This is a genomic window from Sphingobium sp. TomTYG46, assembly GCF_055396345.1.
Genome location: NZ_AP027324.1, coordinates 2,499,691 through 2,522,725 on the forward strand (window position 1 = coordinate 2,499,691; position 23,035 = coordinate 2,522,725).

At 61.1% G+C, this 23,035-nt stretch carries 28 protein-coding genes and 1 tRNA gene; 26 read left to right on the forward strand and 3 right to left on the reverse strand.

Annotation, left to right across the window (positions count from 1 at the left end):
- Window positions 1–59 precede the first annotated feature (59 nt).
- Window positions 60–136: transfer RNA gene (locus ACZ5YV_RS12625), tRNA-Pro, on the reverse strand.
- Between the two features lie 185 nt (window positions 137–321).
- On the opposite strand from ACZ5YV_RS12625, the gene yajC reads away from it, so the two are divergent.
- The 7 genes from yajC (at window position 322) to ACZ5YV_RS12660 (ending at window position 7,135) form a co-directional block, all read left to right on the forward strand.
- A complete protein-coding gene (yajC, locus tag ACZ5YV_RS12630; RefSeq protein WP_196225079.1) occupies window positions 322–657 on the forward strand; it encodes a preprotein translocase subunit YajC in 336 nt (111 codons plus the stop codon).
- A gap of 7 nt (window positions 658–664) precedes the next feature.
- A complete protein-coding gene (gene secD, locus ACZ5YV_RS12635; RefSeq protein WP_464789225.1) occupies window positions 665–2,263 on the forward strand; it encodes a protein translocase subunit SecD in 1,599 nt (532 codons plus the stop codon).
- Between the two features lie 18 nt (window positions 2,264–2,281).
- Window positions 2,282–3,268 (forward strand): protein translocase subunit SecF, encoded by a 987-nt coding sequence (gene secF / locus ACZ5YV_RS12640; protein ID WP_464787916.1) that lies wholly within the window; start codon window positions 2,282–2,284, stop codon window positions 3,266–3,268.
- 53 nt (window positions 3,269–3,321) lie between these two features.
- The gene (locus ACZ5YV_RS12645; RefSeq protein ID WP_464789226.1) at window positions 3,322–3,663 is read left to right on the forward strand and encodes an MTH938/NDUFAF3 family protein; all 342 of its coding nucleotides are present in this window, start codon (window positions 3,322–3,324) and stop codon (window positions 3,661–3,663) included.
- A 134-nt stretch (window positions 3,664–3,797) separates the two neighbouring features.
- Window positions 3,798–4,916 (forward strand): Ppx/GppA phosphatase family protein, encoded by a 1,119-nt coding sequence (locus ACZ5YV_RS12650; RefSeq protein WP_464789227.1) that lies wholly within the window; start codon window positions 3,798–3,800, stop codon window positions 4,914–4,916.
- The gene (locus ACZ5YV_RS12655) at window positions 4,913–5,587 is read left to right on the forward strand and encodes an RlmE family RNA methyltransferase (protein WP_464787917.1); all 675 of its coding nucleotides are present in this window, start codon (window positions 4,913–4,915) and stop codon (window positions 5,585–5,587) included. Before ACZ5YV_RS12650 ends, ACZ5YV_RS12655 begins: the two co-directional genes overlap by 4 nt.
- Before the next feature lie 39 nt (window positions 5,588–5,626).
- Window positions 5,627–7,135, forward strand: coding sequence for a YifB family Mg chelatase-like AAA ATPase (locus ACZ5YV_RS12660; protein WP_464787918.1), 1,509 nt, complete (start codon window positions 5,627–5,629; stop codon window positions 7,133–7,135).
- Between the two features lie 72 nt (window positions 7,136–7,207).
- Here the strand turns inward: ACZ5YV_RS12660 and ACZ5YV_RS12665 are convergent, their stop codons facing one another.
- Both ACZ5YV_RS12665 and ACZ5YV_RS12670 read right to left on the reverse strand, forming a co-directional pair.
- Window positions 7,208–7,942 carry a M23 family metallopeptidase gene (locus tag ACZ5YV_RS12665; RefSeq protein WP_464787919.1) on the reverse strand — a complete coding sequence of 245 codons (735 nt, stop codon included), beginning with the start codon at window positions 7,940–7,942 and terminating at the stop codon, window positions 7,208–7,210.
- Between the two features lie 597 nt (window positions 7,943–8,539).
- Window positions 8,540–10,825: a putative bifunctional diguanylate cyclase/phosphodiesterase gene (locus ACZ5YV_RS12670; RefSeq protein ID WP_464787920.1), complete on the reverse strand. Its 2,286-nt coding sequence runs from the start codon at window positions 10,823–10,825 to the stop codon at window positions 8,540–8,542.
- A gap of 368 nt (window positions 10,826–11,193) precedes the next feature.
- Here ACZ5YV_RS12670 and rpsL point away from each other — a divergent pair, with 368 nt between their 5' ends.
- From rpsL to rpsN, 19 genes are all read left to right on the forward strand, one after another.
- Window positions 11,194–11,565 (forward strand): 30S ribosomal protein S12, encoded by a 372-nt coding sequence (gene rpsL, locus ACZ5YV_RS12675; protein WP_007686591.1) that lies wholly within the window; start codon window positions 11,194–11,196, stop codon window positions 11,563–11,565.
- A gap of 13 nt (window positions 11,566–11,578) precedes the next feature.
- Window positions 11,579–12,049, forward strand: coding sequence for a 30S ribosomal protein S7 (rpsG, locus tag ACZ5YV_RS12680; protein WP_066560556.1), 471 nt, complete (start codon window positions 11,579–11,581; stop codon window positions 12,047–12,049).
- Window positions 12,050–12,199: 150 nt separating this feature from the next.
- Window positions 12,200–14,293, forward strand: coding sequence for an elongation factor G (gene fusA, locus ACZ5YV_RS12685; RefSeq protein ID WP_464787921.1), 2,094 nt, complete (start codon window positions 12,200–12,202; stop codon window positions 14,291–14,293).
- Window positions 14,294–14,430: 137 nt separating this feature from the next.
- Window positions 14,431–15,621 (forward strand): elongation factor Tu, encoded by a 1,191-nt coding sequence (gene tuf / locus ACZ5YV_RS12690; protein ID WP_464787922.1) that lies wholly within the window; start codon window positions 14,431–14,433, stop codon window positions 15,619–15,621.
- Window positions 15,622–15,829: 208 nt separating this feature from the next.
- Complete coding sequence (rpsJ, locus tag ACZ5YV_RS12695; RefSeq protein ID WP_004208724.1) at window positions 15,830–16,138, forward strand: 30S ribosomal protein S10; 309 nt, start codon at window positions 15,830–15,832, stop codon at window positions 16,136–16,138.
- A gap of 277 nt (window positions 16,139–16,415) precedes the next feature.
- Window positions 16,416–17,171, forward strand: a complete 756-nt coding sequence (gene rplC, locus ACZ5YV_RS12700; protein WP_196226665.1) for a 50S ribosomal protein L3 — start codon at window positions 16,416–16,418, stop codon at window positions 17,169–17,171.
- Between the two features lie 2 nt (window positions 17,172–17,173).
- A complete protein-coding gene (gene rplD, locus ACZ5YV_RS12705; RefSeq protein ID WP_464787923.1) occupies window positions 17,174–17,797 on the forward strand; it encodes a 50S ribosomal protein L4 in 624 nt (207 codons plus the stop codon).
- Window positions 17,790–18,107, forward strand: a complete 318-nt coding sequence (locus ACZ5YV_RS12710; RefSeq protein WP_021239762.1) for a 50S ribosomal protein L23 — start codon at window positions 17,790–17,792, stop codon at window positions 18,105–18,107. The genes rplD and ACZ5YV_RS12710 overlap by 8 nt, the downstream gene beginning before the upstream one ends.
- 2 nt (window positions 18,108–18,109) lie before the next feature.
- Window positions 18,110–18,946, forward strand: a complete 837-nt coding sequence (gene rplB / locus ACZ5YV_RS12715; protein ID WP_196225088.1) for a 50S ribosomal protein L2 — start codon at window positions 18,110–18,112, stop codon at window positions 18,944–18,946.
- Between the two features lie 5 nt (window positions 18,947–18,951).
- A complete protein-coding gene (rpsS, locus tag ACZ5YV_RS12720) occupies window positions 18,952–19,230 on the forward strand; it encodes a 30S ribosomal protein S19 (RefSeq protein WP_007686576.1) in 279 nt (92 codons plus the stop codon).
- Window positions 19,230–19,616, forward strand: a complete 387-nt coding sequence (rplV, locus tag ACZ5YV_RS12725; RefSeq protein WP_449470811.1) for a 50S ribosomal protein L22 — start codon at window positions 19,230–19,232, stop codon at window positions 19,614–19,616. Before rpsS ends, rplV begins: the two co-directional genes overlap by 1 nt.
- A 4-nt stretch (window positions 19,617–19,620) precedes the next feature.
- Entirely contained in the window at window positions 19,621–20,316 is a 696-nt protein-coding gene (gene rpsC / locus ACZ5YV_RS12730; RefSeq protein WP_196225090.1) for a 30S ribosomal protein S3, read from the forward strand.
- 21 nt (window positions 20,317–20,337) lie between these two features.
- On the forward strand, window positions 20,338–20,769 hold the full coding sequence (gene rplP, locus ACZ5YV_RS12735) for a 50S ribosomal protein L16 (RefSeq protein ID WP_267249803.1): 432 nt from the start codon (window positions 20,338–20,340) through the stop codon (window positions 20,767–20,769).
- A 3-nt stretch (window positions 20,770–20,772) separates the two neighbouring features.
- Window positions 20,773–20,976: a 50S ribosomal protein L29 gene (rpmC, locus tag ACZ5YV_RS12740; protein WP_464787924.1), complete on the forward strand. Its 204-nt coding sequence runs from the start codon at window positions 20,773–20,775 to the stop codon at window positions 20,974–20,976.
- A gap of 12 nt (window positions 20,977–20,988) precedes the next feature.
- Window positions 20,989–21,252 carry a 30S ribosomal protein S17 gene (gene rpsQ, locus ACZ5YV_RS12745; RefSeq protein ID WP_006960320.1) on the forward strand — a complete coding sequence of 88 codons (264 nt, stop codon included), beginning with the start codon at window positions 20,989–20,991 and terminating at the stop codon, window positions 21,250–21,252.
- Window positions 21,253–21,416: 164 nt separating this feature from the next.
- Window positions 21,417–21,785, forward strand: coding sequence for a 50S ribosomal protein L14 (rplN, locus tag ACZ5YV_RS12750; RefSeq protein WP_007686569.1), 369 nt, complete (start codon window positions 21,417–21,419; stop codon window positions 21,783–21,785).
- The gene (rplX, locus tag ACZ5YV_RS12755; protein WP_464787925.1) at window positions 21,785–22,096 is read left to right on the forward strand and encodes a 50S ribosomal protein L24; all 312 of its coding nucleotides are present in this window, start codon (window positions 21,785–21,787) and stop codon (window positions 22,094–22,096) included. Before rplN ends, rplX begins: the two co-directional genes overlap by 1 nt.
- Window positions 22,096–22,668, forward strand: a complete 573-nt coding sequence (gene rplE / locus ACZ5YV_RS12760; RefSeq protein WP_464787926.1) for a 50S ribosomal protein L5 — start codon at window positions 22,096–22,098, stop codon at window positions 22,666–22,668. Before rplX ends, rplE begins: the two co-directional genes overlap by 1 nt.
- Window positions 22,669–22,720: 52 nt before the next feature.
- A complete protein-coding gene (rpsN, locus tag ACZ5YV_RS12765; protein ID WP_007707881.1) occupies window positions 22,721–23,026 on the forward strand; it encodes a 30S ribosomal protein S14 in 306 nt (101 codons plus the stop codon).
- Window positions 23,027–23,035 lie beyond the last annotated feature (9 nt).

Below are 23,035 nucleotides of genomic sequence, written 5' to 3' on the forward strand. Positions count from 1 at the left end.
GGGGAGGGGAAGGGCAGTTCCGCAAAAACGCGTTCTTCTCGCCACTTCCTTCATGAATTTGGTCGGGACGAGAGGATTCGAACCTCCGACCCCCACACCCCCAGTGTGATGCGCTACCAGGCTGCGCTACGTCCCGACCGGAGCGGCGGCACATAGAAGCATGTTTGAGAACATGCAAGCGTTTCGGCGCGCGCTTTTTGCCGCTTTCTTCCTTCCCTAATCATGTTGCCTCCCTATCCCGATCTGTGTTAGCCGCGCGCCTTTGATCCGCAGGCATTTGCCTGTCTGCGGCTGGACAAGAGATAAGGCGAAAGTCCCACCATGTTCATTACCCCAGCCTTTGCCCAGACCGCGGGCGAACAGTCGTCCGGTGCCTCCATGCTGGTGCAGATGGCGCCGCTCGTCCTCATCTTCGTTGTTTTCTATTTCCTTTTGATCCGTCCCCAGCAGAAGCGGATGAAGGACCACAAGGCGAAGATTGGCGCGGTTAAAAAGGGCGATCAGGTCGTGACCGGCGGGGGTCTTGTCGGCAAGGTAGCCCGCGTCGATGAATTCTACGTCGATGTCGAACTCGCGCCGGGCATGAAGGTGAAGGCGGTCAAATCGACGCTCACTGATGTCATCGATCCGGCGACCGCCAAGCCTGCGAACGACTGATCGGCCGATGCTGAACTTCTCGCGTTGGACTATCGCAGCGATCCTGCTGCCCCTGCTGATCGGCATCACCTGCGCCATTCCCAGCTTCCTGCCGGACTCTGCGGTTCAGCGGCTGCCTGGGTTCATGCAGACCCGGGTGAACCTTGGCCTTGACCTTTCCGGCGGTAGCCATCTTCTGCTCGAAGCGTCGACGCAGGACGTGGCTAAGCAGCGCCTCACCAACATGGAGGAGCAGGTCCGCACCGAGCTTCGGCGCGGCAGCCCGCGCATCTCGGTTGGTGATATTTCCAGCCGCGATGGGAAGCTCAGCTTCATGGTCCGCGATCCCTCGCAGGTCGATGCTGCGGTCGAGCGAATCCGTCCGCTGACACAGGGCGCCGGCCTCACAGGGCAGCGCGACTTCAATGTCGAGGTGGTCAACAGTTCGACGATCGTGATCACGCCGACCGAGGCGGGGATCGACAATGCGGTCAAGAGCGCGATGGAGGTGGCAACCGAAGTCATCCGCAAGCGCATCGACGAAATGGGCACGCGCGAGCCGACCATCCAGCAGCAGGGCGGCAATCGCATTGTCGTGCAGGTGCCCGGCCTTCAGAATCCGAAGGCCTTGAAGGACCTGCTCGGCCAGACCGCCAAGCTGGAATTCAAGCTGGTCGATACCAGTGCCAATCCGTCGGAAGTTGCTCAGGGCCGAGCGCCGGTCGGCAGCGAAGTACTGCCTTATCCGGGCAACCCATCCGGCATTCCGGCGATCGCGGTCAAGCGCCAGGTCATGGTGTCCGGCGAAGACCTGACCGACGCGACGCAGGGCTACGACCAGAACAACCAGGCGATCGTCAACATCCGTTTCAACGGGTCAGGTGGGCGCAAGTTCGGCCAGGTGACGTCTCAGAATGTCAACCGGCCCTTCGCTATCATCCTGGACGGCCAGGTCCTGTCGGCGCCGAACATCAATGAACCGATCCTCGGTGGCTCCGCCCAGATCAGCGGCAATTTCACCGTTGAAAGCGCCAACCAGCTCGCCATTGCCCTGCGATCGGGCAAGCTGCCCGTCGCCCTGACCGTGGTGGAAGAGCGCACCGTTGGCCCGCAGCTCGGCGCTGATTCAATCCGCGCCGGATTGTTGGCTTCGGTGATCGCGGTAGCGGCGGTCGCCATCTTCATGTTCGCCAGCTACGGCCGCTTCGGCATGTATGCGAACCTGGCGGTCGCCATCAACGTGTTTGTTATCCTTGGCGTCATGGGGATGTTGGGGGCGACCTTGACACTTCCGGGGATCGCGGGCTTCGTCCTGACCATCGGCACGGCCGTCGATGCCAACGTTCTCATATATGAGCGCATCCGCGAAGAACGGCGGCGCGGGCGCGGCGTGGTCCAGGCGATCGAGTTCGGTTACAAGGAAGCAAGCCGGACGATCTTCGAGGCGAATGTGACCCATGCGATCGCTGGCGGCATCATGCTTGCGCTGGGCTCCGGCCCGGTCAAGGGCTTCGCGATCGTGCTATTGATCGGCATCGCGACGAGCGTGTTCACCGCCGTCACCTTCACCCGCCTGCTTGCGTCTCGCTGGCTTCGTGCCAAGCGTCCGACCGAGATTCACATTTAAGGGGCCGGGAGAAAACCCATGAAACTTCTTAAGCTCGTCCCCGACAATACCAACATCGGCTTCGTGAAGCTGCGCCATTGGGCGTTCGCCCTTACCGCGCTGCTGACCGTGCTCGCCGTGGGCGCGACGATCCATCGCGGCCTCAACCTTGGCGTCGATTTCGTCGGCGGCCTTATGATAGAGGCCCGGTTCCAGCAACCTGCGCAGCTCGATCGGGTGCGCACGACGATTGACCGGCTCGGCGTGGGCGATGGATCGCTGCAACAGTTCGGCGATCCCAAGACCGTACAGATCCGTCTGCCGCTACCAGAGCAGGGCGGGGCAGGCGCGGCCAATGCGATCGTGGAAAAGGCGCGCAAGGCGCTGACCGCTGAATTTCCCGGCGTTACCTTTTCCCGCTACGACACTGTGTCGGGCAAGGTCTCTGGCGAATTGATCCAGAATGGCGTGCTGGCAGTGATGCTGGCGGTGATCGGCATCGCCATCTTTTCCTGGTTCCGCTATGAATGGCAGTTCGGCGTATCGACCTTCGTGGCGATCATGCACGACGTCCTGATGACGCTCGGCTTCTTCGCGATCACCCAGCTGGAATTCGACCTGAACATCGTCGCCGCCGTTCTCACGATCGTCGGCTACTCGATCAATGACAAGATGGTGATCGACGATCGTATCCGCGAAAATATGCGGAAATATCGTAAGATGGATATGAAGGCGCTCATCGACCTTTCCGTCAACGAAACGCTGCCGCGAACCGTGATGACTTCGGTTACGATCATGCTCGCCCTGGGCGCGCTGTTGCTATTCGGTGGCCATGTGTTGCGTGGCTTCACCGCCGCCATGATGCTGGGCATCGTCGTCGGCACTTATTCGTCGGTATATGTTTCGTCGTCGTTGCTGATCACGCTAGGGCTCTCGCCGCAGCTGACGGAACGGAAGGCGGGCAAGCCGAACATCGCCGCCCAGGCAGAACGCATGGGTCCGCGTGATGACGGGGCGCGGCCCTGACCGACAGGCGCACTGGTATCGAGTTCCGCCGTGATGAGACGGGGCAGGGGCCGATCGTAACCGGTTTTTCGGGGAGAGGCTTTCGCGTCAGGGATGACGTCTTCCCCGAAGGGTTGCTGCTCACCCCGATCCGCGCGTCGAAGTGGAGCGACGCGCCTTCTTCTGAGAAGCTAACGCTTGCCTCCCTGGGTGATCTGCTGACGATCGACCCCTTGCCCGAATTTCTCTTGCTTGGCACCGGGGGAGGTTTGCGGCAGCCGCCTCGTGTTTTCGTTCGTGAACTCGAAAATATGGGAATCGGCGTGGAAGTGATGGATAGCCGTGCCGCAGCCCGCGCCTGGGGCGTGTTGCGGGCAGAAGAACGCTGGATCGTGGCGGCCTTGCTCCCGCTTTGACAGGTGCGGCGCTTGCCAGCGCACTATGTCATTGGCTTTTCTGGCGCCGTCTTGCGCTTTGCGCGGCATCCGCATAGTTTGGCATCAAGTTCCGCCACCTGTCGGTGTCGGCGAAGAAGAAAAGTGATCCGGCCATGGTGCAGCAAAGCCGCCCATCGCCGCAGAGTTCCGGTCCCGCCGGGGGTGTTTCGGGCAAATCTGCCCGCTCCGGCCAGGGTAATGGGAGCACGGCTGCGGCCATACCTCCCCCGTCGAAGCAGCGGGGCTCATTGCCTCATCCGCCGCGTGGCAGGCGGTCTTATGCTGCGATAGATTTGGGCACCAACAATTGCCGATTGCTGATTGCCAAGCCATCGGCTGACGGCTTCATCGTCGTCGATGCCTTTTCTCGTATCGTACGATTGGGTGAAGGCCTGGCTGCGACAGGACGGATCAGCGATGCCGCGATCGACCGAGCGATTGCCGCGCTTTCCGTATGCGCTGACAAGCTGCGGCGGAGGCATGTGACCCTGGCACGGTCCGTCGCGACCGAAGCATGCCGCCGTGCTGTTAATGGCGCGGAATTTATCCAGCGCGTCTATCGGGAAACCGGCATCGCCCTCGACATCATCAGTGCGCAAGAAGAAGCGCGGCTTGCCGTAATGGGCTGTCACGCGCTGCTGGAGCCTGGCGACGGTCCTGCATTGATCTTCGACATAGGCGGCGGATCGACCGAACTCGTGTTGGTCGATGCAAACCGGGCGGGTGCGCCGCACATCGTGGATTGGGTCAGCGCGCCATGGGGCGTGGTGTCGCTTACCGAAAGTGAGTTGTTCGATCATGCCGATCAGAATGAGCGTCTGGCTGCCTACGGCCGAATGCGGTCGCGGGTGGCGGATGCTTTTGCGCCACTCGCCCGCCGCTTGCCGCGACAAACATCCTCGATACGTTTGCTGGGTACATCGGGCACGGTGACGACACTCGCCAGCGTGCATCTCAATCTGCCGCGCTACGACCGGCAGGCGATCGACGGCCTGATTGTGCCCTCGACATCGATGCGATCGATTTCCGGCAGGCTGTCCACCATGTCGTTGGCCGAACGGCAGAAATTACCATGTATTGGTTCTGAGCGAGCCGATCTGGTAGTGGCCGGATGCGCCATCCTGGAATCGATCCTGGACATCTGGCCCGCCGAGCGGTTGGGCGTGGCTGATCGCGGCATTCGCGAGGGTATATTGCGCGGCCTTATGGATCGCGATGGAGCAATGATGTGAGAGGCGCGGGCGCCGGCAAGGTTCGGGTCAAATCGGCAAAAGGGCGGACGGCGCAATCCACCCGCTGGCTGGAGCGTCAGCTGAACGACCCCTATGTTCGCAAGGCAAAGGCGGAGGGTTGGAGAAGCCGGGCCGCGTTCAAGCTGATCGAACTGGATGAGAAGTTCCATTTCGTGAAGGGCTCACGCGCCGTCGTCGATCTGGGCGTCGCGCCCGGTGGCTGGGCTCAGGTGGTGCGCAAGCTCTCGCCCAGGGCGAAGGTCGTGGGCATAGATTTGCTGCCGACGGACTCCATCCCCGGCGTCGTGCTGTTCCAGATGGATTTCATGGATGATAAGGCGCCTGCTGTTCTCGCCGAAGCCCTGGGCGATGCGCCTGATCTTGTGATTTCCGACATGGCCGCGAACACAGTTGGCCATCCGCAGACCGATCACCTGCGCACCATGGCGTTGGTCGAGGCAGCGGCCTGGTTTGCAGTGGAAAATCTGCGCAAAGGTGGAACGTTCGTGGCCAAGGTGTTCGCGGGCGGTACTGACGCCGATCTGCTTGCGGTGTTGAAAAAGCATTTTACGACGATCAAGCACGCGAAGCCTCCCGCCAGTCGCAAAGGCAGCGTGGAATGGTATGTCGTGGCGCAGGGTTTCAAGGGACGGCCCGACGAACAGGGCTGACGCAGCCACGCGCAGCGTTTTTCAGAAAATGGGGGCACATTGGTTTCGACGGTATCGACGGTCGCCTATTTCGGGCTGGACGCGCGCAGCGTGGAGGTGCAGTGCCAGCTCGTTCCGGGCCTCCCCAACTTCATCCTTGTCGGCTTGCCGGACAAGGCCGTGGCGGAAAGCCGTGAGCGAGTGCGCAATGCCATCGCCGCGATCGGCCTGTCGCTTCCGCCCAAGCGGATCACGGTAAATCTTTCACCTGCGGACCTCCCCAAGGAAGGGTCGCATTTCGATCTCCCCATTGCGCTTGCGCTGCTCGGCGCGATGGGCGTGATCGATGCCGAGACGCTGTCGGGCTATGTCGTCGTGGGAGAATTGGGGCTTGATGGCCGCATCGCTTCGACCCCCGGCGTGCTGCTCGCCGCATTGCATGCTGGCGAAAAGGAGTTGGGCCTTATCTGTCCTGTCGCTCAGGGGCCGGAAGCAGCCTGGGCGGGGCAGGTGGAGGTCATCGCCGCCCCCGATCTGCTGAGTTTGCTCAACCACTTCAAAGGTAATGCCGCGCTTTCCCCGCCACAGCCGGGCACCGTTGAGGTTCCGCATCGCACGGCAGATCTGCGCCAGGTGAAGGGGCAGGAAACGGCAAAGCGCGCGCTGGAGATAGCCGCAGCCGGAGGCCATAATCTGTTGATGGTTGGGCCACCGGGTGCAGGCAAGTCGCTGATGGCAAGTTGCCTGCCCGGTATCCTGCCGCAACTCACTCCCGCCGAAGCGCTGGAAACGTCCATGGTGGCAAGCGTTGCGGGATCACTGGAAGGCGGTCGCATCAGCCGGGCACGGCCATTTCGTAGCCCACATCATAGTGCGTCGATGGCGGCGCTGGTCGGCGGTGGACACAAGGCGCGGCCGGGCGAGGTCAGCATGGCGCACCTTGGCGTCCTCTTCCTCGATGAGCTGCCCGAGTTCCAGCGCACCGTGCTCGACTCTCTGCGTCAGCCGCTGGAAACAGGCGAGGTTACGGTCGCTCGCGCCAATGCCCATGTCACCTTCCCGGCCCGGGTCCAGCTCGTCGCCGCAATGAACCCTTGCCGCTGCGGCCATCTTGCCGATCCAGCCCTTGCCTGCTCACGCGCGCCGCGCTGTGCCGCGGATTATCAGGCCAAGGTTTCGGGGCCACTGCTTGACCGTATCGATCTGCATGTCGATGTTCAGGCCGTGACGGCGGCAGATCTCGTCCTCCCTCCTCCAACTGAAGGTTCGGTGGAAGTGGCGGGCAGAGTGGCGGCCGCGCGCGATCGCCAGACGCAGCGCTATGCCGGAACCCGCGTGCGAACCAATGCGGAAGTCGATGGTGAGCGGCTCGAGGAAGTTGCCGGTCCTGATGCCGCTGGGCGTGAACTGCTGGCGCAGGCGGCGGCGGCGATGAAGCTTTCTGCCCGGGGCTATACCCGGGTATTGCGCGTAGCCCGGACGATCGCCGACCTCGCTGGAGCGGAACAGGTCGGCCGCGTACATGTGGCCGAAGCGCTCAGCTACAGGCGGCGGGCGCCAGTCAACTGACCCGAAAGTCTCGGCTGGCTTGACGCTTATGGGTGAAACCGCCGGAATATCAACCGTTGAAGTCGCGGAGATTCAGCCGCGGTTTCGGATGTCAGCGTTCCGGGCAGCGGCGACTTGCTGGACGTTTCGGGCGGCTTCCAGGAAAGGTCGCGGATTGACGGGCTCCCCCCTCAAGCGCACTTCGAAATGAAGGTGGTCACCCGTCGAACGGCCGGTTGAACCCATGCGCGCGATCTGATGTCCACGGATGACCTGTTGCCCAACACGGGCATTGAAGCCGGATAGATGGGCATATCGCGTCATCAACCCGTTACCATGGGTGATCTCCACCACATTGCCATAGCCGCTCCGCTGACCAACGAAGCTGACCCTGCCTGTCGCGGCGGCCAATATGGGTTCGCCGTGGCGGCCGGGAAAGTCGATGCCCGCATGGAATGCGGCATGGCCATTGAACGGATCGCGGCGATAGCCATAGGAACTGGATTGCATCGGGGCCATCGTCGGGAGGCCAGACGGAATGGTCCTCAGATTGATCTCCAAGGATTCCATCCGGGAAAGAGCGTCGGCAAGACGCTCGAATTCCCGGGGCATCGGCCTCTGCCCATCACGCCAAGGCACGAAGGGACCACCTTGCGCACGGGGAGCGGCACGCGCCAACAGGTCGGGATTAAGGCCCAGGCGGCGAATTGCATGCGCCGTTTCGTCCGCCCGGCGCTTGACCGCATGAGTAAGGAGCGCGGCGAACCGGCGCTGTCTCGCGTCGATCGCTCCCAGAGGATGAATGTCTTGCGCGGCACTGATGCGCACCTTTGATGAACCGGCCCCGCCTTGCGTGGAAGCTTGTTCAGACAGGTCTTTCGGTGCCCCGTCAGTTTGGGAAGCATCCTCGCCAAAATGAGCGCGATAAAGATCGTCTATGAAGTCTTGCCGGGCTTCGAGGTCGCGCGCCCGTTGTTCAAAGGATTTCCTGTAGCTTTCCATTTTGCCCGCGGCCTTAGCTATCGCCCTGGTTTTCGCATTGATCGCGGCGCTTCCCCTCTCCATTTCAGATCGGTTCCAGGAAAACGACAGAGCCAGCGAAGCCGCGCCGATCAGCAGCGCTGCGGATAGCAGAAGCGTTGATACCTGGGCTCGGCTCGAGATGCGGACACGCTGCAGCTTTCCGCCAGACTGGAAGATGAATTGCCGCTCCGGGCACAAAGCGGCAATCCTCGCCCATAGGCTGAAAATGCCTAATCTACACCGCTGCAACAATGACGACCCCGTGCTCAATTCTTAGAGAATCGGCCCGTTAGCAAGGGGAAGAGCAGCACGCGAATCCACCAACGCGGACTCGTGACGAGTCGAAATCAGATCGGGGCGAAACGTGCTTCGGCCGTTCCGGTTCCTGACGAAAAGCAAAAATTATGCCTCGGTGGGACGGGCTGCGACATGCAACCCCAGTAGAGCGGGAATTTCGCTGGCCGGGACGGCTGCTCCGAAATGAAAGCCCTGTGCATAATGGCACCCACCAGCACGCAGATAATCAACCTGATGGACGTTCTCGACGCCCTCGGCGACCGTTCGAATGCCAAGGCTGTAGGCAAGGTTCAGCAATGTTCGCACAATGGCGGCGTCATCCGGATCGGTTTCCAGGTCCCGGACGAAACGCTGATCTATCTTGATGATATCTATTGGAAACTGCTTCAGATGCGAGAGTGACGCATAGCCGGTACCGAAATCATCCAGCGCGATGGACAGACCCGCTGTACTCAATTGATGAAGACTGCGTTCCACGACCTCCGCATTCCGGCCAAGAAAAACCGACTCCGTCACCTCCAATTCGATCCTTGCAGTGGATACACCCGTGGCGGCGAGTCGGGAGAGCAAACGATCAGGGAAACTGCCATCGTGAAGCTCAATCCCTGGCACATTGATGGCGACATGGCCGAAATCCAGTCCCTGATCCTGCCAGCGTCGACAGTCGGCCAAAATCCGATCCAGCATCCGCTCGTTAATTGTCCGTCCTAGCTCGGAATGTTCGAACGCAGCAGCAACCTCGGACGGCATGATGACTGAGCCGTCAGTACGGACGCATCTAAGTAGCGCCTCGAAGCCGATAATGGCGCCCGTCGATAGATCGATCTTGGGCTGATACCATGGGACGGGCGGGGCATGGACCAAGGCGTGGCGTGCGCGATCCAGCATTCGGGCTTCCTGCTGCCAGCGTTCGAGCAGCGAGGGCTCGAACAGGCACGCGCGACCTCGTCCGCCATTTTTTGCTTCATACAGGGCAATGTCTGCAAATTTTATAAGGTCCGCAATGTCCCCGGCATGTTCCGGAAAAAGTGCGACGCCCATGCTGACGCGGCAATCGACGTCACGATGGCCGTAGGCGAGTGGCTGATGAAGTTGAGCCATCATGCGCGCCAGGAGCGCTTCCAGATCCGGTCCATTGCGCAGACGTGTCAAAAGAACGGCAAATTCATCGCCCCCCATGCGCGCAACCAGATCTCCCGGCCGCACCGCGCGCCGCAGGCGCTCGGCTACAGCGCAAAGCAGCGCGTCGCCCACCGCATGCCCGGCGCTGTCGTTGATCCGTTTGAACTCATCGACGTCGATCAGCACAACTGCCATCTGCCCGCCCGCATGGCCTGTCGCGCTTGCCGCCTGCGCTAACGTCGCCATGAAATGCGAGCGATTTGCCAAACCCGTGAGCGCGTCGGTCATGGCAAGATGGGCCAGGTGCCGCTCAGCATCCTTGCGGTCTGTGATGTCGACGATACTCGAAAGAATGCAGTCTTCGTCGTCTATCTGAATCGAGCGCGTGGCGAGCAGCACGTCGTGGACCACCGCATCTTTTCCGACGATTCGGCATTCCTGATTGTTAAGCGCATCGCCGCTTGCAATCTGGTCCCGCAGGCTCGCCTGCGAGGCGGACCCCTCTCCAAGCAGGTGAACGCGCGAAATGTCGCCGTCTGATCCGAAGGTCTGAGCAGCAGCATTGTTGAAGCGGATTACCGTGCCGTCCTGACGCGTGACCAGCAGCGGGATGGGTACGCTCATGAACATGCGCTCCAGTGTTTCGCTGTTGCGCGCCAACGCGGCTCGCGCCGCACCGGCCGCCTGGCTCGCCATCCACTCCAGACGTTGGAGGCGGTTGGTTCGCATGATCGTGATCCACATGCCGCAATGAAGGATCAGCACGGCCATGATCATGCCGGGGGCGGTGCGGGATAAGGGCGCAGGCGCCAGATAGCCGATGAGTAGCGCAACTCCACATCCAAGCCCGCCGCCGAAATTGCCCCGGAAGCTGGTAGGCACGCCCAGGTAAAAGATCAGCGGCAGCATCACGAGCACGAAAATCGCGATATCACTGCGGGAACTGACCAGGAACGCCACGCCGATTGCGGTTACGATTTGCCAGGCGAAGCAGAGTCGCTCGACCTTTTGGAAAGAGTCCAGCGTCCGGCTGAAATACAGGCATCCAAGTGACCATAGCACCACAATGAGGCGCGCCGGTACTGCGATCCAGAAATGGGGCGTGCCGAAAAAGCGCCAATCACTCAGCAGGAAAAGCGCGTTCAGGGCGGCCGAGCAGATGAAGAGCATGCGGGCGTGCCGACGCGACTCGGTGAGGCGCTCCGCTTGAAAAGCGGCTTCCTGTGTCCGGCTGAGAAACTCACCCGTGAAGAGAGAAAGATGGGTCACGGCCAATCCACGTAGGCGCTCCCGGTGGCGCCACTGGCAATCAATAGAATATTGTCGGTTATCAATCTGCTAATGAAGGCTTCACCATCTTGGAACGAAGCCGAAACAGGGTGGCGCGCCGCCGTTCTTGACCGGATTACCGTGCCTCGCTATAGGCGCGCCTGCCTAGCGGCGATCCACCTCGAAAGATTCGGTCTTTCTGGTCGATGACATGCCAGGCGACATAGAGCTGAACATTGCCGGTGCTCTTGCGGCTCCAGGCGGGTTGTTGCCCGCCGGGGCCTTTGCTGTTTGAAAGGTCATCCTTTTCAGGCCGTGAAGAACGCGGGAATGCTTGCGGTAAAGTAACTGAAAAGGTGAAGGGCTTCATGCCAACAATCAACCAGCTGGTCCGCAAGGGCCGCGAACTGCAGAAGACCAAGTCGAAGGTCCCTGCAATGGAAGCGAACCCGCAGAAGCGCGGCGTTTGCACCCGTGTTTACACGACGACCCCGAAGAAGCCGAACTCGGCTCTCCGTAAGGTGGCGAAGGTGCGTCTGGTCAACCAGCGCGAAGTCATCACCTACATTCCGGGTGAAGGCCACAACCTTCAGGAGCACAGCGTCGTTCTGATCCGTGGCGGCCGCGTACGCGATCTTCCCGGTGTGCGTTACCATGTGCTGCGCGGCGTTCTGGATACCCAGGGCGTCAAGGACCGTAAGCAGAGCCGTTCGAAGTACGGCGCGAAGCGTCCGAAGTAAGGGAGACTAGAATATGTCACGTCGTCGTCGCCCCGAAAAGCGCGTTATCCTGCCCGATCCCAAGTTCGGTGATATCGTGCTGTCGAAGTTCATGAACAGCATCATGCAGGACGGCAAGAAAGCCGTCGCCGAGTCCATCGTTTACGGTGCGCTCGAAACTGTCGAAACGAAGTCCAAGAAGGACCCGATCGGCATGTTCCATGACGCGCTGAACAATGTGAAGCCCGGCATCGAAGTCCGCAGCCGCCGCGTCGGCGGTGCGACCTATCAGGTCCCCGTCGAAGTGCGCCCCGAGCGCGCCCAGGCGCTGGCGATCCGCTGGCTGATCACGGCTTCGCGCAACCGCAGCGAAACCACCATGGCCGCCCGCCTGTCGGGTGAGCTGCTGGACGCTGCCAACAACCGTGGTAACGCGGTCAAGAAGCGCGAAGACACGCACCGCATGGCGGAAGCGAACCGCGCCTTCTCGCACTACCGCTGGTAAGACCTTGCGGGCGTTCCGGCGCCCGCTTCGTCATCTGGTTTTGAAGATCGTCCGTTCGCCGTGGGCTACCCATGGCGAACGGATTGGTTTAGGGGCCAGCCGCAAGACTCATTCACTTGACCGCCGGCGCACCGGCAACGGAGAAGCATCATGGCCCGCAGCCATCCGCTCGAACGCTATCGCAATTTCGGTATCATGGCGCATATCGACGCCGGCAAGACCACCACGACCGAGCGTATCCTTTATTACACCGGCAAGTCCTACAAGATCGGCGAAGTCCATGACGGCGCCGCCACCATGGACTGGATGGAGCAGGAGCAGGAGCGTGGTATCACCATCACCTCGGCCGCGACCACCTGCGTGTGGAAGGCCGAAGAGGGCAAGGGGCCCGAGCATCGCCTGAACATCATCGACACCCCCGGTCACGTCGACTTCACCATCGAAGTTGAACGTTCGTTGCGCGTGCTCGACGGTGCGGTCGCTGCATTCGACGGCGTTGCTGGCGTTGAGCCGCAGTCGGAAACCGTGTGGCGCCAGGCCGACAAGTATCGCGTACCGCGCATGTGCTTCATCAACAAGCTCGACCGTACCGGCGCCAACTTCTATTATTGCGTGCAGACGATCATTGATCGCCTGGGCGCCACCCCGGCCGTCCTCTATCTGCCCATCGGTGCGGAATCGGACTTCAGGGGTCTGGTCGATCTGGTCGAGAACCGCGCGATCATCTGGAAGGATGAAAATCTGGGCGCAGAATTCTCCTATGAAGAGATTCCCGCCGACCTCGCCGACAAGGCAGCGGAATATCGCGAAAAGCTGATCGAACTTGCCGTCGAGCAGGACGATGCCGCGATGGAAGCCTATCTGGAAGGCAACCTGCCAGACGTTGCGACCCTGAAGGCGCTGATCCGCAAGGGTACGCTGGGCCAGGCGTTTACCCCGGTGCTGTGCGGCTCGGCGTTCAAGAACAAAGGCGTTCAGCCGTTGCTCGACGCGGTCGTCGACTATCTGCCTTCGCCGCTCGACATTGAGGACGTGCAGGGCATCAACCCCGCGAACGATCAGCCCGACAGCCGTGCCACCGCTGACGACGCGCCTTTCTCGGGCCTGGCGTTCAAGATCATGAACGACCCGTTCGTCGGCTCGCTCACCTTCCTGCGCGTCTATTCGGGCACCCTGACCAAGGGCACCTATCTGAACTCGGTCAAGGACAAGAAGGAAAAGATCGGCCGCATGCTGCTGATGCATGCCAACAGCCGTGAAGATATCGACACCGCCTATGCGGGCGACATCGTCGCGCTGGCTGGCATGAAGGAAACCACCACCGGTGATACGCTGTGCGCTGAGCGCCAGCCGATCATTCTGGAGCGGATGGAATTCCCCGAGCCGGTCATTGAACTGTCGGTGGAACCCAAGACCAAGGCTGACCAGGAAAAGATGGGCGTCGCGCTCAACCGCCTCGCTGCTGAGGATCCTTCTTTCCGCGTCACGACCGATCACGAATCGGGCCAGACGATCATCAAGGGCATGGGGGAACTTCACCTCGAAATCTTGGTCGATCGCATGAAGCGCGAATTCAAGGTCGAGGCAAACGTCGGTGCGCCGCAGGTGGCTTATCGCGAGTATCTCAAGAAGCCGGTCGATATCGACTACACCCACAAGAAGCAGTCGGGCGGCACCGGCCAGTTCGGCCGCGTCAAGGTGAAGCTGACGCCGGGCGAGCGTGGTGCGGGCATCCTGTTCAAGGACGAGATCAAGGGCGGCAATATTCCCAAGGAATATATCCCGGCGATCGAAAAGGGCTTCCGGGAGACTGCGGCCACCGGTTCGCTGATCGGCTTCCCGATCATCGACTTCGAAATCGTGCTCTATGACGGCGCTTACCACGATGTCGACTCGTCGGCTCTGGCGTTCGAAATCTGTGCCCGTGGCGCGATGCGCGAAGCGGCTCAGAAGTCGGGCATCACGCTGCTCGAACCGGTCATGAAAGTCGAAGTCGTGACCCCGGAAGAATATCTGGGCGACGTCATCGGCGACATGAACAGCCGTCGTGGTCAGATCCAGGGCACCGACACGCGCGGCAATGCCCAGGTGGTCGAAGCCATGGTGCCGCTGGCCAACATGTTCGGCTATGTGAACTCGCTGCGTTCCTTCACCCAGGGCCGCGCGAACTACTCGATGATCTTCTCCCATTATGACGAAGTGCCGCAGAATGTGGCGGACGAAGTCAAGGCGAAGATGGCCTGATGATTTTCCTTAACCGAGCCGTGCAAACGGCTCGGTTAGGGGCTGGTAATCTGTGAATTTGCTGCTATGGACGCGCCTTCGCGAGGCGCGGCCGAGCGGTCAGACCAAAGCTGATTTTGATTAGAAGGTAGGAAAAAATGGCTAAGGCTAAGTTTGAGCGGAACAAGCCGCACTGCAACATCGGCACCATCGGTCACGTTGACCATGGCAAGACCTCGCTGACCGCGGCGATCACCAAGGTGCTGGCCGAAACCGGCGGCGCAACCTTCGTTGACTACGCGAACATCGACAAGGCTCCCGAAGAGCGCGAGCGCGGCATCACCATTTCGACGGCGCACGTTGAATATGAGACCGAAGCCCGTCACTACGCGCACGTCGACTGCCCGGGTCACGCTGACTACGTCAAGAACATGATCACCGGTGCGGCCCAGATGGACGGCGCGATTCTCGTCGTTTCGGCTACCGACGGCCCGATGCCGCAGACCCGTGAGCACATCCTGCTCGCCAAGCAGGTCGGCGTTCCCCAGCTTGTCGTGTTCATGAACAAGGTCGATCTGGTCGATGATCCGGAAATCCTCGAGCTGGTCGAGCTGGAAATCCGCGAGCTGCTGAGTTCGTACGATTTCGACGGCGACAACATCCCCGTCATCCCCGGCTCGGCCGTGAAGGCGCTGGACGGTTCCAACGACGAAATCGGTCGCAGTGCCGTTCTTAAGCTGATGGAAGCTGTCGATAGCTTCATCCCGCAGCCGGAGCGCCCGGTTGACAAGCCGTTCCTGATGCCGATCGAAGACGTGTTCTCGATCTCTGGTCGCGGCACCGTCGTGACCGGCCGCGTCGAGACCGGCATCGTCAAGGTTGGCGAAGAAGTCGAAATCGTCGGCATCCGCGACACCCGCAAGACCACCGTGACCGGCGTCGAAATGTTCCGCAAGCTGCTCGATCAGGGTGAAGCTGGCGACAACATCGGCGCGCTGGTTCGTGGCGTCGGTCGTGAAGACGTTGAGCGTGGTCAGGTTCTGGCCAAGCCCGGTTCGGTTACGCCGCACACCGAGTTCGACGCCGAAGTGTACGTTCTGTCGAAGGAAGAAGGCGGCCGTCACACCCCGTTCTTCGCGAACTATCGCCCGCAGTTCTACTTCCGCACCACGGACGTCACCGGCGAAGTGATTCTTCCCGAGGGCACCGAGATGGTCATGCCCGGCGACAATGTGAAGCTGAACATCAAGCTCATCGCGCCCATCGCGATGGACTCGGGCCTGCGCTTCGCTATCCGTGAAGGCGGCCGCACGGTCGGCGCCGGGGTTGTCGGCACGATCTCGAAGTAATATAGGACCGCAGCGGCGCGAATCGCCTGATTCGCGCCGCTGAGGATTTTAACCGCCCCGGATTGCCTTTCTCCGGCTCGATTGAGCTAGAAGGGCCGGAAACGGGGCGGATATTTTTTGGTGGTGCGTTCTCACAAGTCATCGGCTGCTCCAGCTGATTTCTGAAAATGCTCCAGGTTTTTGGCTCTTTCGCATCGGTACAGGAACAATGGACAGCAACATCCGCATTCGCCTCAAGGCGTTCGATCATCGCGTGCTTGATCAGGCGACCGGCGACATCGCCGAAACCGCTCGCCGCACCGGCGCCCTTATTCGCGGTCCGATTCCCCTTCCGACGCGCATCGAAAAGTTCACGGTCAACCGTGGTCCGCACATCGACAAGAAGTCGCGCGAGCAGTTCGAGGTCCGCACCTACAAGCGTATGCTTGACATTGTGCAGCCGACGCCGCAGACGGTCGATGCGCTGATGAAGCTGGACCTGGCTGCCGGCGTGAACGTGGAAATCAAGCTAGCTTAATAAGCTGGCAAGCCCCTGCTTTCCGCAAGGATGGCAGGGTATCGGGCATTCCGGGAGGCCGGAAGCTCAAACGGCACAAGGGATACCGCACGGCCTCTCCGGTGAACCGGAAATGGCTCGTGGTCCTGGTCCCCCGTCGCTGTTCCCGAGTAGGGAGTGGCAACCAACCCGGACGGGGTGATTGTTATTTGGGTTGGCCGCGAAGGAGGGATTCTGAGCGGTTTTTTTCGTTGGATACGCCCGCTGCTAAGGCGGGCCTCTATGGGAGTAATCAGTGATGCGCACAGGCGTGATCGCTAAGAAAGTCGGGATGACCCGTCTGTTCCAGGAGGACGGACGGCATGTACCGGTTACGGTTCTGGCCCTTGAGGGCAACCAGGTCGTAGCTCGCAAGGAAGTTGATCGTGACGGTTATGTCGCGGTTCAGCTTGGCGCGGGCGTCGCGAAGGTCAAGAATGTCGCCAAGCCGCAGCGCGGCCATTTCGCCAAGGCGGAAGTGGAGCCGAAGGCGCGTTTGGTCGAATTCCGTGTCGCCGAGGACGCGCTCCTTGATGTCGGCGCCGAAATCGCGGCCGATCACTTCATCGCCGGTCAGCTAGTCGATGTCGCCGGTCACACCCAAGGTAAGGGTTTTGCCGGCGCCATGAAGCGCTGGGGCTTCGGCGGCATGCGCGCCACCCATGGCGTTTCCATCAGTCACCGTGCCCATGGTTCGACGGGTAACCGTCAGGATCCGGGCCGCGTCTTCAAGAACAAGAAGATGGCGGGCCATATGGGTGACCGTGAGCGGACCCAGCAGAACCTCGAGATCGTACGCACCGACGTCGAGCGCGGCCTGCTGTTCGTTAAGGGCAGCGTTCCGGGTGCCAAGGGCACCTGGCTGACCGTCAGCGACGCCGTCAAGGTGAAGCGTCCGGCGGATGCGCCTTATCCGGCAAGCCTGAAGCAGGCTGCCAACAGCAACAACGCTCCGGCCGAGACGCCCGCTGAAGAAGCGGCTGCTCCCGAAGCGACCGAAGGCCAGGAGGGCTAATCATGAAGGTCAATGTACAGACCCTCGACGCGCAGGCTGCTGGTGACGTGGAGCTGAACGATGCCGTGTTCGGTATCGAGCCCCGCACCGACATCCTGCACCGCGTCGTCCTCTGGCAGCTCGAGAAGCGTCGTGCTCCGACCCGTGCTACCCGTGAGCGTTCGGACGTTGCCCGCACCGGCAAGAAGTTCGGCCGCCAGAAGGGTGGCGGCACGGCTCGTCACGGCGACCGTAAGGCACCCGTCTTCATCGGCGGTGGTAAGGCGCACGGTGCCCGTGCCCGCACCTTCGGTCACGACCTCAACAAGAAGGTTCGCGCACTGGGCCTGAAAATGGCTCTGTCGACGAAGGCCAAGAACGGTTCGCTGATCGTTCTCGACAATCTCGATGTGGCGGAAGGCAAGACCAAGGCTTTGGTCGCGCACCTCGCCAAGCTGAACCTCAACAAGGCGCTGTTCATTGACGGCGACGCGGTGAACGTCAGCTTTGCAAAGGCTTCGGCGAACATCGTCGGCGTGGACTTGCTGCCGGCCGTCGGCGCCAATGTCTACGACATCCTTAGGGCGGATTCGCTGGTGCTGACGCGTGCCGCGGTCGAAAAGCTGGAGGCGCGTTTCAATGGCTAAGAAAGAAGCCGCGAAGGTCGATAACCGTCATTATGACGTCGTTGTCGCTCCGGTCATCACCGAGAAGTCGACCCTTCTCTCCGAAAACAACGCCGTAGTCTTCAAGGTTGCCAATGATGCGACCAAGCCGGAGATCAAGGCGGCCGTCGAAGCGCTCTGGGGCGTGACCGTCAAGAGCGTGAACACGCTGGTCGCCAAGGGCAAGACGAAGAAGTGGAAGGGCAAGCCCTACACTCGTTCGGACGTGAAGAAGGCGATCGTTCGCCTGGCTGACGGCCAGTCGATCGACATCACCGAAGGAGTGCGCTGATCATGGCGCTTAAGAGCTACAACCCGACCAGCCCCGCGCAGCGTGGCCTGATCCTGGTCGACAAGTCCAGCCTGCACAAGGGCAAGCCCGTCAAGGCGCTGACCGAAGGCAAGCGCAAGACTGGTGGTCGTAACAACAAGGGTCATGTGACTTCGCGCGGTATCGGCGGCGGTCACAAGCAGCGCTATCGCATCATCGACTTCAAGCGCCGCTTGTGGGATGTCGAAGGTACGGTCGAGCGTCTGGAATATGACCCCAATCGTACAGCTTTCATCGCTCTGGTGAACTATCCCGACGGGACCCAGGCCTATATTCTGGCACCGCAGCGGCTTGCGCCGGGTGACAAGGTCATCGCGGGCAAGAAGACCGACGTGAAGCCGGGCAATGCGATGGAACTGGGTCAGATGCCGGTCGGCACGATCATCCACAACATCGAGATGAAGCCGGGCAAGGGCGGTCAGCTTTGCCGGTCGGCGGGCACCTACGCCCAGCTGGTCGGCCGCGATCGCGGCATGGTGATGGTGCGCTTGTCCTCGGGCGAGCAGCGCTACATCCGTTCCGATTGCATGGGCACCATCGGTGCCGTGTCCAACCCGGACAATGGCAACACCAACCTCGCCAAGGCAGGCCGCAACCGTTGGAACGGCATCCGTCCGCTGACGCGCGGTGTGGCGAAGAACCCGGTCGATCACCCGCATGGCGGTGGTGAAGGCCGGACCTCGGGTGGCCGTCATCCGGTTACGCCCTGGGGCAAGCCGACCAAGGGTGCGCGCACCCGCCACAACAAGGCGACGGACAAGTTCATCATCCGTAGCCGCCACGCGAAGAAGAAGAGGTAAGCGAGATGGCTCGTTCCGTCTGGAAAGGTCCTTTCGTGGACCTCAGCCTTCTGAAGAAGGCGGAAGTGGCGCAGGACGCCGGTGGCCGTTCGGGTCCGATCAAGACCTGGTCGCGCCGTTCCACCATCCTGCCGCAGTTCGTTGGCCTGACGTTCAACGTCTATAATGGCCGCAAGCATGTGCCGGTCTCGGTGAACGAGGACATGGTGGGTCACAAGCTGGGCGAATTCGCCCCGACCCGCTACTTCCCCGGCCACGCTGCCGACAAGAAGGGCAAGCGCTAATGAGCAAGGAAAAGGCTCCCCGTCGCGTCGCCGACAATGAGGCGCTGGCCGTTGGCACTCAGATCCGTGGTTCGGCCCAGAAGCTGAACCTGGTCGCCACGCTCATCCGCGGCCGTAAGGTCGAAGAGGCGCTGAACATCCTGGCCTTCTCGAAGAAGGCGATGGCTGTCGACGTGCGCAAGGTGTTGGCTTCGGCCATCGCCAATGCGGAGAACAATCACAATCTGGACGTCGACTCGCTGGTCGTCGCGGAAGCGTCGGTGGGCAAGAGCTTCACCCTGAAGCGCTTCCACGCCCGCGGCCGCGGCAAGTCGACCCGGATCCTGAAGCCCTTCAGCCGCGTGCGCATCGTCGTTCGCGAAGCAGCTGAAGAAGCGGAGGCGTAAGACTATGGGTCACAAGAGCAATCCGATCGGTCTGCGCCTGCAGATCAACCGCACCTGGGATAGCCGCTGGTACGCGGAAGGCGCCGATTATGGTCGCCTGCTGCTGGAGGATCTGAAGATCCGCCAGTATATCATGAAGAACCTGCCGCAGGCCGCGATCTCCAAGGTCGTGATCGAGCGTCCGGCCAAGCTGTGCCGCGTGTCGGTATATGCCGCTCGTCCCGGTGTGATCATCGGTAAGAAGGGCGCAGACATTGAGAAGCTGCGCAAGAAGCTGGGCAGCCTGACCTCTTCGGATGTCAGCCTGAACATCGTCGAGATTCGCAAGCCGGAAGTCGACTCCAAGCTCGTTGCACAGGGCATCGCCGACCAGCTGGAACGCCGCGTCGCGTTCCGCCGGGCGATGAAGCGCGCGGTTCAGTCGGCCCTGCGTCTGGGCGCCGAGGGCATCAAGATCACCTGCGGCGGCCGTCTGGGCGGCGCGGAGATCGCACGTGTGGAATGGTATCGCGAAGGCCGCGTTCCGCTGCACACGCTCCGTGCGAACGTCGACTATGCTGAAGCCACGGCACACACCGCCTATGGCGTTTGCGGCATCAAGGTCTGGATCTTCAAGGGCGAAATCCTTGGTCATGATCCGATGGCTACCGACCGGCTGATGCTGGAGGCTCAGACCTCCGGCGTCCGCCCGGCGCGCTGAGAATAAGGTAGGTATAGCGTCATGCTGCAACCGAAAAAAATGAAGTTCCGCAAGACCTTCAAGGGCCGGATCAAGGGCGACGCCAAGGGCGGTTCGGACCTGAACTTCGGCTCCTATGGCCTGAAGGCTCTGGAACCCGAGCGTGTTACCGCGCGTCAGATCGAAGCGGCCCGCCGCGCGATCACCCGGCACATCCGCCGTCAGGGTCGTTTGTGGATTCGCGTGTTCCCCGACGTTCCGGTATCGAAGAAGCCGGCCGAAGTCCGTCAGGGTAAGGGTAAGGGTTCGGTCGAATATTGGGCGGCTCGCGTCAAGCCGGGTCGTATCCTGTTCGAACTCGACGGCGTTCCCGGCCCGCTCGCAGCAGAGGCATTCTCGCGCGCCGCGATGAAGCTGCCCATCAAGACCAAGGTTGTTGCCCGCCTCGGCGACACCTCGCACCTGGAGGGTTAAGCTGTGGCGAACGTTGCCGACCTCAAGACCAAGACGGACGACGAACTGTCGACCGAACTCAACAACCTGAAGCGCGAGCAGTTCAACCTGCGTTTCCAGGCGGCCACCAACCAGCTGGAAAAGCCCAGCCGCGTGAAGGAAGTCCGCCGTTCGATCGCGCAGATCAAGACCCTGCAGACGGAGCGTAGCAGCTCCGCCGCGAAGTAAAGGAAACACACGATGCCCAAGCGCGTGCTGACGGGAACGGTGGTTTCCGACAAGACCGACAAGACGGTGGTGGTTCGCGTAGAGCGCAAGGTTAAGCATGCGCTCTACGGCAAGATCATCCGCCGATCGAAGAAGTACCATGCCCATGACGAGGGCAATGTTTACAAGGAAGGCGAAACGGTTCGTATCGAAGAGACCGCTCCGATTTCCAAGCTCAAGACCTGGAAGGTCATTGAGCGCGTGGACACCCACAAGTCGCCTGAAACGGCGGCCTGAGGTTAGTCACCGGCCTTAAGGGTCGAAATTTCGGACGCGGGGCTGGCCTTTTCTTTTCGGAGGGGTTACAGGCCCGCGCTTCGTGTTTCGAATCTTCCGGTCGAAACCCGAATTCGGAACCGCCGGGACAGTCTCGGTAGGCCAGACAAGAAGGAACCGGATCAATGATCCAGATGCAATCCAATCTTGACGTCGCTGACAATAGCGGCGCCAAGCGCGTCCAGTGCATCAAGGTGCTGGGCGGCTCGAAGCGTCGCTTTGCGAGCGTAGGCGACATCATCGTCGTCTCGATCAAGGAAGCCGCGCCTCGTGGCAAGGTGAAGAAGGGTGACGTGCATCGCGCCGTCATTGTGCGCACCGCCAAGGACGTGCGTCGCGCTGATGGCAGCGTGATTCGCTTTGACGGCAACGCTGCTGTGCTCATCAACAAGAACGAGGAGCCGATCGGCACCCGTATCTTTGGCCCCGTCGTTCGCGAACTGCGCGCCAAGAAGCACATGAAGATCATCAGCCTTGCTCCTGAGGTGCTGTAATGAGCGCTGCTAGAATCAAGAAGGGCGACAAGGTCGTCGTGCTGGCTGGCAAGGACAAGGGCCGCACCGGCGCCGTCTTGGCTGTGCTGCCCAAGGACGACAAGGTCCTGGTGGAGGGCATCAACGTGCATGCGCGTCACCGCAAGGCCGACCAGGCGAACCCGCAGGGTGGCATTGAGCGCAAGCCCGCGCCGCTCCACATTTCGAACGTCGCTGTCGCCGACAAGGATGGCAAGCCGACCCGCGTCCGTTTCGAGGACCGTGACGGCAAGAAGGTCCGCGTTGCCGTCAAGTCCGGTGAGGTGCTGTAATGAGCGACAAATATACTCCGCGCTCGAAGGCGCAGTATGACGCCGAAATCGTCAAGGCGATGACGGAAAAGTTCGGCTACACGAACGTCATGCAGATCCCCCGGATCGACAAGATCACGCTCAACATGGGCGTGGGCGAAGCGACCCAGGACAAGAAGAAGGTCACTTCGGCCGCCGAGGAAATGGAACTGATCGCTGGCCAGAAGCCCGTGATCACCAAGGCCCGCAAGTCGATCGCGCAGTTCAAGCTGCGTGAAGGCATGCCCATCGGGGCCAAGGTCACGCTGCGTCGTGAGCGCATGTATGAGTTTCTTGATCGCCTGATCAACGTTGCTCTGCCCCGCGTGCGCGACTTCCGTGGTCTCAATCCGAAGAGCTTCGACGGCCGTGGCAACTATGCCTTCGGCATCAAGGAGCAGATCATCTTCCCGGAGATCAACTATGACCGCATCGACAAAGTGCGCGGCATGGACATCATCGTGACCACCACGGCGAAGACGGACGAGGAAGCGCGCGAACTGCTGCGTCTCTTCGGCTTCCCCTTCCCGATCGAAGAGAAGCAGGCGGCCTGAACCAGGTCCCGCTTCTCTTTCCAAAGATACCCAAGGAAAGAGAACTTAAGTCATGGCGAAACTGAGTTCGATCAACAAGAATGAGCGCCGCAAGAAGCTGGTTAAGAAATATGCCGGCCGCTATGCGAAGCTCAAGGCGATCGCGAATGATACCGCGGCCGACGACAGCGATCGTCTGATCGCGCGTCTGAAGATGGCGGAGATTCCCCGCAACGGCAACCCGACGCGCGTTCGGAACCGCTGCGAACTGACGGGGCGTCCCCGCGCTTACTACCGCAAATTCCGCCTCTGCCGCGTGCAGCTGCGTGATCTGGCCAACAAGGGCCTGATCCCCGGCGTCACCAAGTCGAGCTGGTAAGGATCATTT

Bases quoted from the DNA above. Each gene is read 5' to 3' on its own strand.
- rplN (WP_007686569.1), top strand. From the start codon at position 21,417: ATGATCCAGATGCAATCCAATCTTGACGTCGCTGACAATAGCGGCGCC.
- ACZ5YV_RS12710 (WP_021239762.1), top strand. From the start codon at position 17,790: ATGGCTAAGAAAGAAGCCGCGAAGGTCGATAACCGTCATTATGACGTC.
- ACZ5YV_RS12650 (WP_464789227.1), top strand. From the start codon at position 3,798: ATGGTGCAGCAAAGCCGCCCATCGCCGCAGAGTTCCGGTCCCGCCGGG.
- tuf (WP_464787922.1), top strand. From the start codon at position 14,431: ATGGCTAAGGCTAAGTTTGAGCGGAACAAGCCGCACTGCAACATCGGC.
- rplX (WP_464787925.1), top strand. From the start codon at position 21,785: ATGAGCGCTGCTAGAATCAAGAAGGGCGACAAGGTCGTCGTGCTGGCT.
- rpsN (WP_007707881.1), top strand. From the start codon at position 22,721: ATGGCGAAACTGAGTTCGATCAACAAGAATGAGCGCCGCAAGAAGCTG.
- secD (WP_464789225.1), top strand. From the start codon at position 665: ATGCTGAACTTCTCGCGTTGGACTATCGCAGCGATCCTGCTGCCCCTG.
- rpsS (WP_007686576.1), top strand. From the start codon at position 18,952: ATGGCTCGTTCCGTCTGGAAAGGTCCTTTCGTGGACCTCAGCCTTCTG.
- rplP (WP_267249803.1), top strand. From the start codon at position 20,338: ATGCTGCAACCGAAAAAAATGAAGTTCCGCAAGACCTTCAAGGGCCGG.
- secF (WP_464787916.1), top strand. From the start codon at position 2,282: ATGAAACTTCTTAAGCTCGTCCCCGACAATACCAACATCGGCTTCGTG.
- rplD (WP_464787923.1), top strand. From the start codon at position 17,174: ATGAAGGTCAATGTACAGACCCTCGACGCGCAGGCTGCTGGTGACGTG.
- rplV (WP_449470811.1), top strand. From the start codon at position 19,230: ATGAGCAAGGAAAAGGCTCCCCGTCGCGTCGCCGACAATGAGGCGCTG.
- yajC (WP_196225079.1), top strand. From the start codon at position 322: ATGTTCATTACCCCAGCCTTTGCCCAGACCGCGGGCGAACAGTCGTCC.
- rplC (WP_196226665.1), top strand. From the start codon at position 16,416: ATGCGCACAGGCGTGATCGCTAAGAAAGTCGGGATGACCCGTCTGTTC.
- rplB (WP_196225088.1), top strand. From the start codon at position 18,110: ATGGCGCTTAAGAGCTACAACCCGACCAGCCCCGCGCAGCGTGGCCTG.
- rpsJ (WP_004208724.1), top strand. From the start codon at position 15,830: ATGGACAGCAACATCCGCATTCGCCTCAAGGCGTTCGATCATCGCGTG.
- rpsG (WP_066560556.1), top strand. From the start codon at position 11,579: ATGTCACGTCGTCGTCGCCCCGAAAAGCGCGTTATCCTGCCCGATCCC.
- rplE (WP_464787926.1), top strand. From the start codon at position 22,096: ATGAGCGACAAATATACTCCGCGCTCGAAGGCGCAGTATGACGCCGAA.
- rpsC (WP_196225090.1), top strand. From the start codon at position 19,621: ATGGGTCACAAGAGCAATCCGATCGGTCTGCGCCTGCAGATCAACCGC.
- fusA (WP_464787921.1), top strand. From the start codon at position 12,200: ATGGCCCGCAGCCATCCGCTCGAACGCTATCGCAATTTCGGTATCATG.
- rpsQ (WP_006960320.1), top strand. From the start codon at position 20,989: ATGCCCAAGCGCGTGCTGACGGGAACGGTGGTTTCCGACAAGACCGAC.
- rpsL (WP_007686591.1), top strand. From the start codon at position 11,194: ATGCCAACAATCAACCAGCTGGTCCGCAAGGGCCGCGAACTGCAGAAG.